The 13,903-nt window shown below is 66.1% G+C and carries 7 protein-coding genes; 3 read left to right on the top strand and 4 right to left on the bottom strand.

Annotated features, from left to right (window positions below; all coding sequences use genetic code 11):
* Window positions 1-107: 107 nt before the first annotated feature.
* Window positions 108-2,210, bottom strand: coding sequence for a M13 family metallopeptidase (locus JR064_RS01965; RefSeq protein ID WP_206228729.1), 2,103 nt, complete (start codon window positions 2,208-2,210; stop codon window positions 108-110).
* 188 nt (window positions 2,211-2,398) lie between these two features.
* Here JR064_RS01965 and JR064_RS01960 point away from each other — a divergent pair, with 188 nt between their 5' ends.
* Entirely contained in the window at window positions 2,399-3,991 is a 1,593-nt protein-coding gene (locus tag JR064_RS01960; RefSeq protein WP_206228615.1) for a phytoene desaturase family protein, read from the top strand.
* A gap of 120 nt (window positions 3,992-4,111) precedes the next feature.
* Here the strand turns inward: JR064_RS01960 and JR064_RS01955 are convergent, their stop codons facing one another.
* Both JR064_RS01955 and JR064_RS01950 read right to left on the bottom strand, forming a co-directional pair.
* The gene (locus tag JR064_RS01955) at window positions 4,112-7,138 is read right to left on the bottom strand and encodes a TonB-dependent receptor (RefSeq protein WP_206228614.1); all 3,027 of its coding nucleotides are present in this window, start codon (window positions 7,136-7,138) and stop codon (window positions 4,112-4,114) included.
* 115 nt (window positions 7,139-7,253) lie between these two features.
* Window positions 7,254-7,445 carry a hypothetical protein gene (locus JR064_RS01950; protein ID WP_206228613.1) on the bottom strand — a complete coding sequence of 64 codons (192 nt, stop codon included), beginning with the start codon at window positions 7,443-7,445 and terminating at the stop codon, window positions 7,254-7,256.
* Between the two features lie 306 nt (window positions 7,446-7,751).
* Here JR064_RS01950 and JR064_RS01945 point away from each other — a divergent pair, with 306 nt between their 5' ends.
* Complete coding sequence (locus JR064_RS01945) at window positions 7,752-9,341, top strand: tetratricopeptide repeat-containing sulfotransferase family protein (protein ID WP_206228612.1); 1,590 nt, start codon at window positions 7,752-7,754, stop codon at window positions 9,339-9,341.
* 187 nt (window positions 9,342-9,528) lie between these two features.
* Here the strand turns inward: JR064_RS01945 and JR064_RS01940 are convergent, their stop codons facing one another.
* The gene (locus tag JR064_RS01940) at window positions 9,529-12,276 is read right to left on the bottom strand and encodes a TonB-dependent receptor plug domain-containing protein (protein ID WP_206228728.1); all 2,748 of its coding nucleotides are present in this window, start codon (window positions 12,274-12,276) and stop codon (window positions 9,529-9,531) included.
* 747 nt (window positions 12,277-13,023) lie between these two features.
* On the opposite strand from JR064_RS01940, the gene apbC reads away from it, so the two are divergent.
* Window positions 13,024-13,875, top strand: a complete 852-nt coding sequence (gene apbC / locus JR064_RS01935; RefSeq protein ID WP_206228611.1) for an iron-sulfur cluster carrier protein ApbC — start codon at window positions 13,024-13,026, stop codon at window positions 13,873-13,875.
* Window positions 13,876-13,903 lie beyond the last annotated feature (28 nt).

The raw sequence follows: 13,903 nt of genomic DNA, 5'->3' as shown, positions 1-13,903 counted from the left end.
CGCCGGCCGCTTCCGCGCCAGCGCGGGCTTCCGCGGCATGGCGCGCAGCGCGCAAAGAAAAGGCCCGGACATGCCGGGCCTTTTCGGGTTGCAGCGGATCGCCAGACTTACCAGATCACGACCTGCTTGTCGCCGGCGCGCACCATCGGCGATCCGGGCTTGCACTGGAACGCGGCGGCGAAGGCCGGCAGGTTCGACGGCGCGCCCATCGCGCGGAACTGCGCCGGGGCGTGCGGGTCGGTGGTCAGGCGCACCGCCGCGTTCTGCGGGGTGTACTTGGTGCGCCACACGGTGGCCCAGTTGAGGAAGAAGTTCTGGTCGCGGGTCATGCCGCCGACCTTCGGATCGTCCTTGCCCTCGGTGGCCTTCTTCATCGCGTCGTAGGCGGTGGACAGGCCGCCCAGGTCGGCGATGTTCTCGCCCAGGGTCAGCTTGCCGTTGACCGGCTTGCCGTCCACCTTGTACTCGTCGAACTGCTTGACCAGCTTGCCGGTGAGCCCGGCGAAGTTCTTGGCGTCGGCCGGCGTCCACCAGTTCTCGAAGTTGCCGGTCGGCCCGAAGCGCGCGCCCTGGTCGTCGTAGCCGTGGGTCATCTCGTGGCCGATCACCGCGCCGATGCCGCCATAGTTGAACGCGTCGTCGGCAGTGGGATCGAAGAACGGCGGCTGCAGGATCGCGGCCGGGAACACGATCTCGTTCTGCAGCGGGTTGTAGTAGGCATTGACCGTCTGCGGGGTCATGCCCCATTCGGTCTTGTCCACCGGCTTGCCGATCTTGCTCAGGTTGTACTTGTAGTTGAACGCGGTGGCGGCGCGCACGTTGTCCAGGTAGCTGTCGCGCTGGGTGCTCAGGCCGCTGTAGTCGCGCCACTTGTCCGGGTAGCCGATCTTCGGGGTGAAGGTCTCCCACTTGGCGATCGCCTTGGCCTTGGTCTCCGGGCTCATCCAGGTGACGTTCTCGATGCGCGCCTTCAGCGCCTGGCGCAGGTTGTCCACCAGCTGCTGCATCTTGCTCTTGGCGTCGGGCGAGAACGCCACCTTGACGTACATCTGGCCCATCGCCTCGCCGGCGCCGTCCTCGATGCTGCCGAGCACGCGCTTCCAGCGCGGCTTCATCTCGGCCTGGCCGTTGAGCTCCTTGCCGTAGAACGCGAAGCTCTCCTGTGCGAACGCATCGCTCAGGTACGGCGAAGCGCTGTCGACGGTGTGGAAGCGCAGGTAGGCGCGCCACACCGACGGGTCGGTGTCGCCCAGCGCCTTGCTCACTTCCTGGTGGAACGCCGGGATCGCCAGCGAGAACTTCTCCGGCACCGCCACGCCCTGCGATTCGAAGAACTTGGTCCACGGGAAGTTCGGGGCCAGCTTGTCGGCTTCGGCCGGGGTCACCGGGTTGTAGGACAGCTCGGCGTCGCGCGACATCTGCTCGCTGGACTTGGAGACCTTGGCCAGGCGCGTTTCCAGCGCCACCACGTCCTTGGCCTGCTTGGCCGCATCGGCGGCCGGCACTCCGGACAGCTCCAGCACCTTGGCCACGTGCGCCTGGTAGGCGTTGAGCTTGTCCTTCTTGTCGGCATCGAAGTAATAGCCGCGGTCGGGCAGGCCCAGGCCGCCCTGCATCGCGTAGGCCATGTTCATCGAGGAGTTCTTGAAATCGGCCTCGGCGCCGAAGCCGAACAGGCCGTTCTCGCCCTTGGCCGCGCTCTGGCGCAGGTACTCGGCCACCGCCGGGCCGTCCTTGAGGCTGTCGATCGCGGCCAGGTCGGCCTTCAGCGGCTCTATGCCCTGCGCGTTGACCTTGGCTTCGTCCATGCCCGAGGACCAGAAATCGCCGACGATCTTGTCCACGCCCTGCGCGTTGGCCGCAGCGGCGGCCTGCTCGGCCAACTGGTGCTGCACGGCGACCGAGCGCTCGTCCAGGATCGAGAACGCGCCCCAGCTGCTGCGGTCCTTGGGGATTTCGTTGGCGGCCAGCCACTTGCCGTTGACGTAGCCGGCGAAGTCGCTGCAGGCCTCCTTGGTCGGGTCCAGGTCGTTGGCGCTGAACGCGTTGTAGGGCGGCAGCTTGCTGGTGTCGAGCTTCAGCTCGGCCGGCGCGGCGGCAGGCGCCGGCGCGGCGGCCTCGGTCTTGGCGGTGTCGGCGGCAGGCGCTGCCGCGTCGGGCTTGTTGCAGCCGCTCAGGGCGGCGCTCACGGCCAGGGTCAACAACAGCATCTGGGGATTGCGAAAGGTCACAAGGAAGCTCCAAGCCAGCGTGGATACGGAATGGCCCTAGGGGCCGTGGCGAGACTGTACGCCGCTGCCCGGGGTTTCAGGGGTGTCGAAGGTCATGGGCCGGGCGCCCGCGCTCAGCGGGCCTCGCTCAGCAGGCGTGAGGCCGGCGGGCCGGTATGATCCCCGGGATGAAGCGCGAACCGTCCTGCGATGCCCTGATCGTCGGCGCCGGCCACAACGGCCTGGTCTGCGCCGCCTACCTGGCGCGCGCCGGCTGGAAGGTCACCGTGCTGGAGCGGCGCGGCGTGGTCGGCGGCGCTGCGGTCACCGAGGAATTCCATCCGGGCTTCCGCAATTCGGTGGCGTCCTACACGGTGTCGCTGTTGCAGCCGAAGGTGATCGCCGATCTCGACCTGGCCGCACACGGCCTGCGTATCGTGCCGCGCCGCTGCAACAACTTCGTGCCGCTGCCCGACGACCGCTACCTGCTGGCCGGCGCCGGCATCACCCAGGCGCAGGTGGCGAAGTTCTCCGCTCGCGACGCCGAGCGCCTGCCGGCCTACGAAGCGCGGCTGGAACGCATCGCCGACGTGCTGCGTGCGCTGGCGCTGCAGCCGCCGCCGAACGTCACCGATGGCGGCTGGGTGCAGGCGCTGCCGGAACTGCTGCGTGCCGGCCGCCTCGGCCGCCGCCTGCATGCGCTCGATCCCGGCCTGCGCCAGGAGCTGCTGGACCTGTTCACCATCTCCGCCGCCGAGTACCTGGAGCGCTGGTTCGAGAGCGACCCGGTCAAGGCCTTGTTCGGCTTCGACGGCATCGTCGGCAACTACGCCAGCCCGTACACGCCGGGCTCGGCCTACGTGCTGCTGCACCACGTGTTCGGCGAGAGCAACGGGGCCAAGGGCGCGTGGGGCCATGCGCTCGGCGGCATGGGCGCGATCACCCAGGCGATGGCCAAGGCGGCGATCGCCGCCGGCGCGCAGATCCGCACCGACGCCGGCGTGCGCGAGATCCTGGTCGAGGACGGGCGCGCGGTCGGCGTGGTCACCGAACACGGCGAGCGCCTGCATGCGCGCCGCGTCGTCGCCAACGTCAATCCCAAGCTGCTGTACGAGCGCCTGCTCGACCCGGCGCAGGTGCCGGCCGCCACCCGCGAACGCATGGCCAACTGGCGCTGCGGTTCGGGCACGTTCCGGATGAACGTGGCGCTGTCGCGCTTGCCGCAGTTCCGTGCGTTGCCGGGGCAGGGCGACCACCTTACCGCCGGCATCATCCTGGCGCCGAGCCTGGACTACATGGATCGCGCCTACCGCGATGCGCGCGCGCATGGCTGGTCGCGCGAGCCCATCGTCGAACTGCTGATTCCCAGTACGCTGGACGATTCGCTCGCGCCGCCCGGCCAGCACGTGGCCAGCCTGTTCTGCCAGCACGTGGCGCCGCAACTGGCGGACGGGCGCAGCTGGGACGCGCACCGCGACGAGGTGGCCGAGCTGATGATCGCCACCGTCGAGCGCTACGCGCCGGGCTTCGCCGACTCGGTGCTGGGCCGGCAGGCGCTGACCCCGCTGGACCTGGAGCGCACCTTCGGCCTGATCGGCGGCGACATCTTCCATGGCGCGCTGAGCCTCAACCAGTTGTTCAGCGCGCGCCCGATGCTCGGCCAGGCCAACTACCGCGGCGCGATTCCCGGCCTTTACCTGTGCGGTTCCGGTACCCATCCGGGCGGCGGCGTGACCGGCGCGCCCGGGCACAATGCGGCGATGGCGCTGCTGGGCCGCTGAGGCATTGCCGGCGATGCCTGCCGGCGCCACGCGCAAAAAAAGCCCCGGCGGAGCCGGGGCAGGAGAGAGAGGCGCTGCGTTGCGGCGGAACGTCCTGGGCGGACGTCCCGCCGCAGATGGTCAGAAGTCGTAGGACGCCGACAGGCGCACGTAACGCGGCTGGGTGTAGTAGGTGCCGATCCCATAGGTGTTGGACACGGTGTAGGGGTCGGTTTCGTAGGTCGCGTCGATCTGTACCGGCTTGCGCTCGTTGAACACGTTGAACGCCTGCAGCCCGAACGCCAGCTTGTGGTCGGCAAAGGCCGGCCGATAGGTCACGCCCAGGTCCACCAGCTTGGTCCAGGGCAGGCGACCGGACTGGCCCGGGCTGGACGGGCTGCCGCCGCAGTAGTGGTACGCCGAGCCGTAGCTGATCGGATCCGATTCGTCGCTGCCGAAGTAGCCCAGGCAGGACTTCGGCATGCCCGAAGCGACCTTCAGCGTGGCCGACACCATCCACTCCGGCGTGAATTGATAGGCGCCGAAGGCCTTCAGCTGGTGCCGGCGATCGTTGGCCAGATCGCCGCCCGCGTAGTACATCAGCGGCGCCGAATCCCAGTCCTGGGTCTTGGACACGTCGGTCTGGCCGATGTCCGACTTTACCTGGCCTTCGGTGTTGCCGTAGCTGTGCGACCAGGTGTAGTCGACGCGGCCGTACCACTTCTGATCGAACGGATGCTCCAGGAACAGGTCGACGGCGGCGTAGTTGCGCTTGGCAGAATCGGTGAAGCCCCAGTCCGAGCGCGACATCTTCAAGGTGGTGTAGCCGGAGCCGTCCACGTTGGCGAGCTTGTAGGTGTTGCTCTCGCCAGGGTTGAACAGCACGCAGCCGGGGATCGTGACCGAATCCGGATCGATGCCGAGCGCGGTGAGCTTGCTCGACATCTTGTCGCTGTCGCAGACATCGTCGATCGCCGACTGCAGCTTGCGATAGGTGACCTTGGCGCCGGAGTTCCACTTGTCGCCGATGGTCTTCTCGAAGCCGACGATGAGCTCGTCCTGATACTGCGACTTCAGGTCGCTGGGCGTGAACGAATTCGGGTCCGGCGCTTCGCCGTATTCGCCGTTGCTGGACACCGGGCCCGGTCCCAGCGCGGTCAGGCCGGTGGGCTCGCCGTTCGCATCGATGCCGGTGTAGGTGAAGTACTCGCGGGTGTAGGTCGAGGCCGAGGCGCCGCGGATGGCGACGCTGTTGGGCAACGCAAGATAGTAGCGGCCGAGGTTGGCGAACAGCTTGAACGAGGCGTCGCCGAACACGTCCCAGCTCACGCCCGCGCGCGGGGCCCACTGGTCGCCGCTGTCCACGTAGGCCACGTGGCTGCTGTTGAAGTTGGTGAACTTGTCATTGCGCACGCCCAGGGTCAGCAGCCAGTTGTCGCTCACCTGCCAGCGATCTTCCAGGTAGTAGGCCTTCTGCTCCACCGCCATGCTGGTGGCGGTGGTGAAGATGTACTTCTGCACGTAATAGCCGTCGCCGCCGGCAGCGCCGACCCCGAGGTTGGGATCGATGGCCACGTTCGGGTTGGACGCCTTGCTGTAGATCCAGCGATAGCCCGGACCGCTGGTGTCGACGCCTTCGTTGTAGGCGTTGAAGTACATGTTGTCCACGCCGGCGGTCAGGTCGTGGTTGCCGATGCGGTATTCCAGTTCCACGCGCAGGCCGCGGGTCTTGTTCTGCGCGTTGGCGTTCTTGACCGTGGTCGAGGCCTGGTTGTTGGTGATCGCGGTGCCGCCGGTGATCGACGGATCCTGGTTGGTGACGCCGCTGATGTAGGGCAGGTCCGAGGACACCGGATTGGCCTGGTAATCCCGTTCCAGGCTGCGGCCCCAGGTCGCGTTCAAGGTCAGGTTGTCGGTCAGGTAGCCGGTGTACTTGAAGATGTCGTAGGTGTCGGTGAGCTTGTAGGTGTCCGGATAGGTGCCGGTGCGGTCGCCTTCGCTGAGGGTGTCGTAGTCGTAGGACGTGTAGTAGCCGGCGCGGCGGTCGGTGTTCTGGATGCGGGTGTATTCCAGGATGTTGCTGTCGTTGATGTTCCAGTCGATCTTGCCGTAGAACTTCGGCGCGCTGTAGTTGTAGTGGTTGCGCGCCTGGATGCTGTCGGCGCTGTTGTTGGTGTCGATGCCATCGGTCTTGTTGGATTCGCCGGCGACGAAGACGAACAGGCGATCCTCGATCAACGGGCCGCCGGCATAGGCGCTGTAGGTGGTGTTGCTGCTGGTGTCGCCCTTGCGCCGGCGATACAGGGTGCCGGCGAGGTCGGGGTTTTCGTAGGCGTAGTCGCTGGCCAGGCTAGCGCTCGGGTACCAGACATCGCGCGGCGAGCTGGCCAGCGAATCCGGCGCCCAGGTGGTCTGGAAACCGAAGTGCCACTCGTTGGTGCCGCGCTTGCCGACTTGGTTGATCACGCCGCCGGTGGAGCGCCCGTACTTGGAACTGTAGCCGCCGGTGTAGGTTTCCTGCTGGTCGATCGCGCCGTAAGGCAGGCTCAGGCCGCCGAGGTTGTTCAGCGGATTGCTGACGTTGAATCCGTTGATGTAATACGCATTCTCGGTCACTCCGGAACCGCCGAAGGACACCACCGAGCGGCTGCCGTTGGTGAATGCGCCGCTGCCGGAGACGGTGCCCGGCGCGAGCAGCGCGATCGCTTCGGCGCTGCGACCCAGCGGCAGCGTGTCCAGTTGTTCGGAAGTGATCACCGATCGCGATGCGGTGCTGCTGACGTCGATCTTCGGCACGCTGGCGGCGGTGACGGTCAGTGCTTCCAGTGTGGTGGCGTCGGCCGCTGCGAACGAGACTTCCGTACCCGATCCGACGCGCAGCAGGACGTTCTTGCGCGTGTCGATGGTTTCTTCGCCACGCCGCAGGATCACGGTGTAGCTGCCGATCGGCAGCGAGCCGAGGGTGTAGCGGCCATTGCCGTCGACCGGCACGGTACGGCTCAACCCGGTGTCGCTCTGGATGGTGATGCTGGTCCCGGTGGCCGGCGCGGAACCGTAAATGCTGCCGGTGGTGCTTTGCGCATGCACCGCGCCTTGGGCCAGCGAAGTGCTGAGGATGATGGCCAGGGCGGTGCGCTTGAATGCCTTTCGATCGGGGCGATTGCTCATTGCTTACCTTCGATGAAGTGGGGTGGCAGGCCGTCCCTGAACGGCCTTAACCCAAACGTAATAACGGCGTGCTACCGCGTGCAACGGGTTGGGGCCGGATCTGCCGTCATCCGCATCAAAAATGCGGCAATGTGTATAAATCGCGGGTACTCGATGAGCCTCGAATCACAAAAATGCGCAAATCACCAGTGCCTATGGCACTATGGATAAGAATCCGTACATTGTGACTTTTCTTGCCATTCATTAAAATAATGTGATAAAAACCATGAAAATCAATTGGTTTTCGCCTGGCCATGGCGGGATTCATGCATCCATGATGCAGTCGAGGTGAGTCATTTGAAATGACGAATTCGGCATATTTTTATGCATTGCTCCGCAACCGGTAAGGCTGTGGCTAACGCGGGAGCAGCGCCGAATATCCGATTGTCGCCCCTGTGCTTCTCCTCCCGGTCGCGCCGGCAGGCGCAGACATTCGCGTGGCCCGGTTGCGTGTGAAGGCTGAGCGGATGCACGCATCGGCCACGGTTTGTGGTGCCGGGCATAATGTCGGTTCGGTGCACCGCGGCTCGTGTCGTGGCGTTGCCGGCTTCCCGGGGGACTATCAGGCGCATCCATGACCGAACAGGTTCAGCTCTACAACCAGGCCGTCGCCGCGCTCAACCAGCGCGACTGGGGCCAGGCGCAGCGGCTCGCGCAGCAGCTTCTGCGCGCGTTGCCGCAACACCCCGGCGTGCATTTCGTGGCCGGCGTGGCGGCGTTGGAGTTGAAACAGATGCAACCCGCCGCGGCGCACCTGTATCAGGCGACGACGTTGAATCCGCAGCGTGCGGACTACGCGACGCAGCTGGCCAAGGTGCTGGCGATGGGACGCTTCATGCAGGAGGCGCAGCGCTTCGCCGACCAGGCGATGGCGTTGCGGCCGACCGACGCGCATACGCTGGACACGCTGGGTGTGGTCTATACCCAGGTCAACGAGCACGTCGCCGCGCTGCAGGCGTTCACCCAGGCGGTGCAACTCGCGCCGCAGCAGGCCAGCTTCCGCTACAACCTCGGCACCTCGCTGCTGTTCTCCGGGCGCCTGCAGGAAGCCGAGCAGGAATACCGGGCCTGCCTGGCCCTGGAGCCGCGCTACTGGAAGGTCTATCTGTCGCTGTCGCAGTTGCGCAAGTGGAGCGAGGACGAAAACAACCTGGCCTTGCTGGAGCAGGCGCTGGCTTCGGCCGGCGAGGCGCCGGAAGCGGTGCTGTACCTCAACCTGGCGCTGGCCAAGGAGCACGAGGATCTCGGCGACTACCATGCCGCGTTCCGTGGCTACGTGCAGGGCAAGGCGGTACAGAAGCGCGCGCGCGGCTACACGTCCGAGCACGATGCGGTGCTGTTCGAGGCGTTGCAGCGGGCCTTCCGCGCCGACGCTGCGCCCACGTCAGGCTTCGACAGCCAGGAGCCGATCTTCGTGGTCGGCATGCCGCGCAGCGGCACCACCCTGGTGGACCGGATCCTGTCCAGCCATCCGCAGGTGCACTCGGCCGGCGAGCTGCAGAATTTCTCGGTGGCGCTCAAGCGCCTGGTGCGCACGCCATCGCCGGCGATCCTGGACGTGGCCACGCTGACCCAGCTGCAGGGGCTGGACTGGCGCGAACTCGGCCGTGCCTACGTCGAATCCACTCGTCCCGGCACCGCCGCCAAGCCGCGCTTCGTGGACAAGCTGCCGCACAATTTCCTATACGTGGGGCACATCGCGCGGGCGTTGCCGAACGCGCGCATCGTCTGCCTAAGGCGCGATCCGATGGACACCTGCCTGAGCAACTTCCGCCAGCTGTTCGCCTTGTCTTCGCCGTACTACGACTATTCCTTCGACCTGATGGATGTCGGTCGCTACTACCTGATGTTCGAACGGTTGATGGCGCACTGGCGCGCGCTGTTCCCGCAGCGGTTCATGGAGATCGACTACGAAGACCTGGTGCTGGAGCAGGAGCCGACCACGCGCCGCCTGCTGGAGTTCTGCGGATTGCCGTGGGACGACGCCTGCCTGCGCTTCGAGCAGAATCAGGCGCCGGTGGCCACCGCCAGCGTGGTGCAGGTGCGCACGTCGATGACCCGTGCCTACATGGGGCGTTGGCAACGTTACGGTGAGGATCTTGCCGAGCTGAAGCAGTTGCTCGAGACGCAATCGCTCGAAGCGGCGGGGCAAGGCAGCCGCTGAGGCGGCACGCCCCTTACGGTAACCACCGACCGAACGAAAAGGCCGCGCCATCGCGCGTGCGGCCGTGGGTCATTGCGGGCGTCAAAGCGGACGCTTGCAGTCGCTGTCGCGCATATTCCGCCAGCAGGCGCCACGCATAAAAAAAGCCCACCCTCGCGGGTGGGCTTTGGTGTCGCTTCAGGCGCGATTACTTGCCGAACGAATAACGCATTTCCATAAGGTACGCGCGACCGTACACATCGTAGTTGTACGAGTTGTACGGCGAGCTCGAACTGCCCGGGTAGGACGCGTCGAAGGGCGGCATCTTGTTGAACACGTTGGTGACCATCAGCGACAGCTCCATGCCCTCGAACGCCGTGTAGGTGACGCTGGCGTTGTGGGTGATGTGCGACGGCAGCTTGCCGGCGCGCGGCGCGGCGTAGCCGGCGGTGCTGAGATTTGCCGCGTAGTTCGGGGTCTTGTCGAACCAGCTGGCGTACCAGGTGGTCGAGAAGTCGCCAATCTCCCAGGTCAGCGAGGCGTCGGCCTTGCGCTTCGGGTCCGTGCTCCAGTACGGGTTGTTGAGCAGGTCGACCGGTTCGTCACCCGCGTACTGCGTGTACTCGTGGCTGATCTTCTGCGTATAGCTGACCACGGTGCTGAGGTCGCCCCAACGTCCGAAGTCGTAGCCGTAGCGGAACGAGGCGACGGCCATTTCCAGCTTCTGGTTGGAGACGTTGATCTTCGGCGTGTAGATTGCCGTGATCTGGCCGGCCGCGTTGCGGGTGACCTGCGCCATCGCGCTGGTGCACAGCGCCGAGCTGATGTCGTCGATGCCGGCGCGGCAACGGTAGTCCTGCAGGCTCAGCGCATCGGCGCTCTGCTGGGTGACTTCATCGCTGATGTCCCAGTTGAGGTAGTCGAAGGTCAGCGCCATGCGGTCGACCGGCGACCACACGAAGCCTGCGCTCCACACGTCGGCATTGATCGGCTTCAGGCCGAGGTTGCCGGACTGCGTGCCCCGGAACTGGCGGCTGGAATAGGCGGCCGGGCAGCTGTCGGTGTTGCCCGGCAGGTAGCCGCGCTGTGCGCACTGGTAGTAGTCGATCACGCTGTTGTAGTAGCCGCTCTCGCCCTGGTACTGGTCGGACAGGGTCGGCGCGCGGAACGCGGTGCCGTACTTGCCGCGCAGCAGCAGCGACTGGAACGGACGGTATTCCAGCGCGATGCTGTAGGTCGGCTTGTCGACGGTGGTGCCGCTGGCCTTGAACGCGTCGTAGCGGCCGGCCAGGGTGATGGTCAGCGGATCGAACACCGGCATGCGCAGTTCCGAGGTCAGCGCGTAGCGGTCGCGGTCGCCGCCGCCGGCCACCGAGGTCAGGCCCCACACTTCGCCGTTGAGAATTTCCGGTGCCGGATCGTAGTCCCACTTCTGCTTGCCGTATTCGCCGACCACGGCCAGGCCCGCGTCGCCGCCGGGCAGGGCGAACAGCTTGGCGTTGGTCAGCTGCAGGCGCAGCATGCTGTCGGAGGTCTTGCTCTTGTTGGTCGCGTGGCCGGTGAAGCTGGCGAATTCTTCCGGCGTGATCGGCGAGTAGAACGCCGCGTAGTTGGGCGTATAGACCGGATAGGCGTTGTAGTACGGATCCAGGCCCTGCTGCGGTCCCAGCACCTTGTTGATGAAGAACTGGTCGATCGGGTCCTTGAAGCGGACGAAGTTGCGCTCTTCCAGCTTGTACTGGGTGTAGGTGACGCCGGCGTCGTAGTCCCAGCTCGACTGGCCGAGCGTGCCCTGCGCGCCGAAGGTGACGCGGACCGACTCGCTGGTGTCGCGGCTCATCGTGTCGTTGAAGCCGTTCGGACCGACTTCCTCAGGCGCGAACGAGCGCTGCAGGTTGACCAGGTCGTCCAGGTTCGGGTCGTAGTAGTAGCCGAAGTCGGCGCTGGTACCCCACCACAGATAGTTGCCGCCGGAGTTGTACTTGACCTGGTCCTTGCTGTAGAGGACGTCGCCGTACAGCTGCACGTTGTCGTTGAGGTCGAAGGTGCCGTGCACGTACGCCTGCAGCGACTTCTGGCCGTTGTCCAGGGTGCGGTAGCCCGGGGTGTACTTGGAGCCGCAGTAGTATTCGTCGCCGAAGCCCGGACGCTGCTGCAGGGACATGGTGCCGCCGAACAGGCCGGAAACATTGCCGCAGTTGGCCGGGTCGAGGAACTTGTAGCTGGTGAACGGGCTGTACACCAGGAAGTCGCGGCTGATCAGCGGCGCGGTGTAGCCCTGCGTGTTGTACTGCTTGGTCAGGCTGCGGTCGTAGGCCCAGATCGGGTCCTTCTCTTCGTACTGCACGCCGCCGAGCACGGAGGTGCGGCCGTCGGCGGAGGTCCAGCCGTCGGCGAAGGTCGCGCGGAAGTTGCTGCCGCCGCCTTCGGAGTAGCCGCCGCCGCGGATGCTGAACACCGCGCCGTCCATCTTCTTCTTGAGGATGACGTTGATCACGCCGGCGATCGCGTCCGAGCCGTACAGCGACGACTGGCCGCCCGGCAGGATCTCGATGCGGTCGACCAGGTCGATCGGAATGCCGCTGATGTTGTTGAAGGTGTCGCTGCCGTTGTACAGCGCCGGGTAGTTCGACATCGGCCGGCCGTCGATCAGGTACTTCACGTAGCCCGGCGACAGGCCGAACAGGCTGACCGTCTTCGCGCCCTGGGTGAAGGAGCCAGAGGTCTGGCCGCCCTGGACCGCGCCGGTCGCGAACGAGCTCTTCTGCAGCACATCGGCCACCGAATTGAAGCCACGGGCCTTGATGTCTTCGGCGGTGATGGTGGTGACCGGCGTGGCGGTCTCGATCTCGCTCTGCGGGATCAGCGAGCCGGTAACGGTAACCCGCTCCAGGTCGGTGGCCTTGGTGTCGGTGCTGTCCTGCGCGAAGGCGCTGAACGCGGCCGGCACGACCATGGCGGTCACCAGCGCCGCGCTCAGGCGGCTGTGCTTGAAACTACGTGTCTGACGAGCAGTCATTTCTCTCTATCCCCGGAAATCAATAAAGAAAAGGCGGGTGGCGTCGTGCCACGGCATATGCCTTGAATTGGGGTCGCATCCATGCGAGCGACCCAAACGTAACACGAACTTAACGCGGTTTGTACAGGTCCGTCACGTTTTGGTGCTAGCAGTTGCATCTGCAGCGATCGGGCGGCAAACGCCCGGCAAATGTGGCTGTAGGTGTCGGGTGCGGCATCGCTCGCGCTGCTTTGCACCAATTCGGGGCCTGGACGAGACAGGTAGATGAATGGGGTTCGGGGCGTTTTCGGCGCGTTTCAGAAAGCCTGAAAAGTCGGGTCTGTGCAGGGAAGGGACATCGCTGCGAACCCGATCGTCTGCACGCGCGGCATGCACCAATGCGGTGAGGCGTTTCGCCATAATGGGGAATGGATGGCGATGGCGAGTCGCGCCGCTGCCATGGATGCGTTGTTGATCGCTGCCGCAAGCGGGCACAGCAAATGAGGTAGCGGCGGTTGCATTACCCCGTGCGCTCGGCGATCGCGGGTTCGAACGCGCAAATGCGCGCGGCGCGCGACCGGCCGCGGCGATCGCGCGCCGCGTCCGGCCCGATACGCAAGACGCCCGCCCTGTGTCACCCTTCCTTTCTTTTCGCCAGCCGCAGCGCACTGCGCGCAGGCCGGCATCACCTCCGCGAGTTTTCCCATGACCGACCGTCCCCGCATTCCCGCCCACGCCGTCCAGCCCAACCTCGCGCCGCTGCCGCGGGTCCGCAACGTCATCGCCATCGGTTCCGGCAAGGGCGGGGTGGGCAAGTCGACCACTGCGGTGAACCTGGCGCTGGCGCTGCAGCGCCAGGGCGCGCGGGTCGGGGTGCTGGATGCCGATGTCTATGGCCCCAGCGTGCCGGCCATGCTCGGCCTGAGCGGCCGCCCGGACAGCCCCGACAACAAGTCGATCGAACCGATGCGCGCGTTCGGCATCGAGGCGATGTCGATCGGCCTGCTGGTGGACCAGGACACGCCGATGATCTGGCGCGGGCCGATGGCGACCTCGGCGCTGACCCAGCTGTTCACCGATACGCTGTGGGACGACCTGGACTACCTGCTGATCGACCTGCCGCCGGGCACCGGCGACATCCAGCTGACCCTGGCGCAGAAGATCCCGGTCGCCGGCGCGGTGATCGTGACCACGCCGCAGGACATCGCCACGCTGGATGCGAAGAAGGCGCTGAAGATGTTCGAGAAGGTCGAGGTGCCGGTGCTGGGCATCGTCGAGAACATGGCGGTGCATACCTGCACGCAGTGCGGCCATGTCGAGCACCTGTTCGGCGAAGGCGGCGGCCAGCGCATGGCGCAGCAGTACGGCGTGCCGCTGCTGGGTTCGCTGCCGCTGGCGATCGCGATCCGCGAGCAGGGCGACGCCGGCACCCCGATCGTCGCCGCGGCCCCGGACTCGGCCGCCGCGCTGGCCTATCTGGCGACCGCGCAGCGCCTGACCGAGGAACTGCGCAAGCGGCCGCGCGCCTCGATCCCGATCGCCGCCTCGCTGCTCTGAGCGCCGCCGCGGCCGCCGCGAACGCGCC

Origin of the sequence: Xanthomonas bonasiae (assembly GCF_017163705.1) — a bacterium.
Lineage (GTDB): Bacteria > Pseudomonadota > Gammaproteobacteria > Xanthomonadales > Xanthomonadaceae > Xanthomonas_A > Xanthomonas_A bonasiae.
The sequence above is the reverse complement of the archived record's forward strand: the minus strand, read 5'-3'. Positions and strand labels throughout refer to the sequence as shown.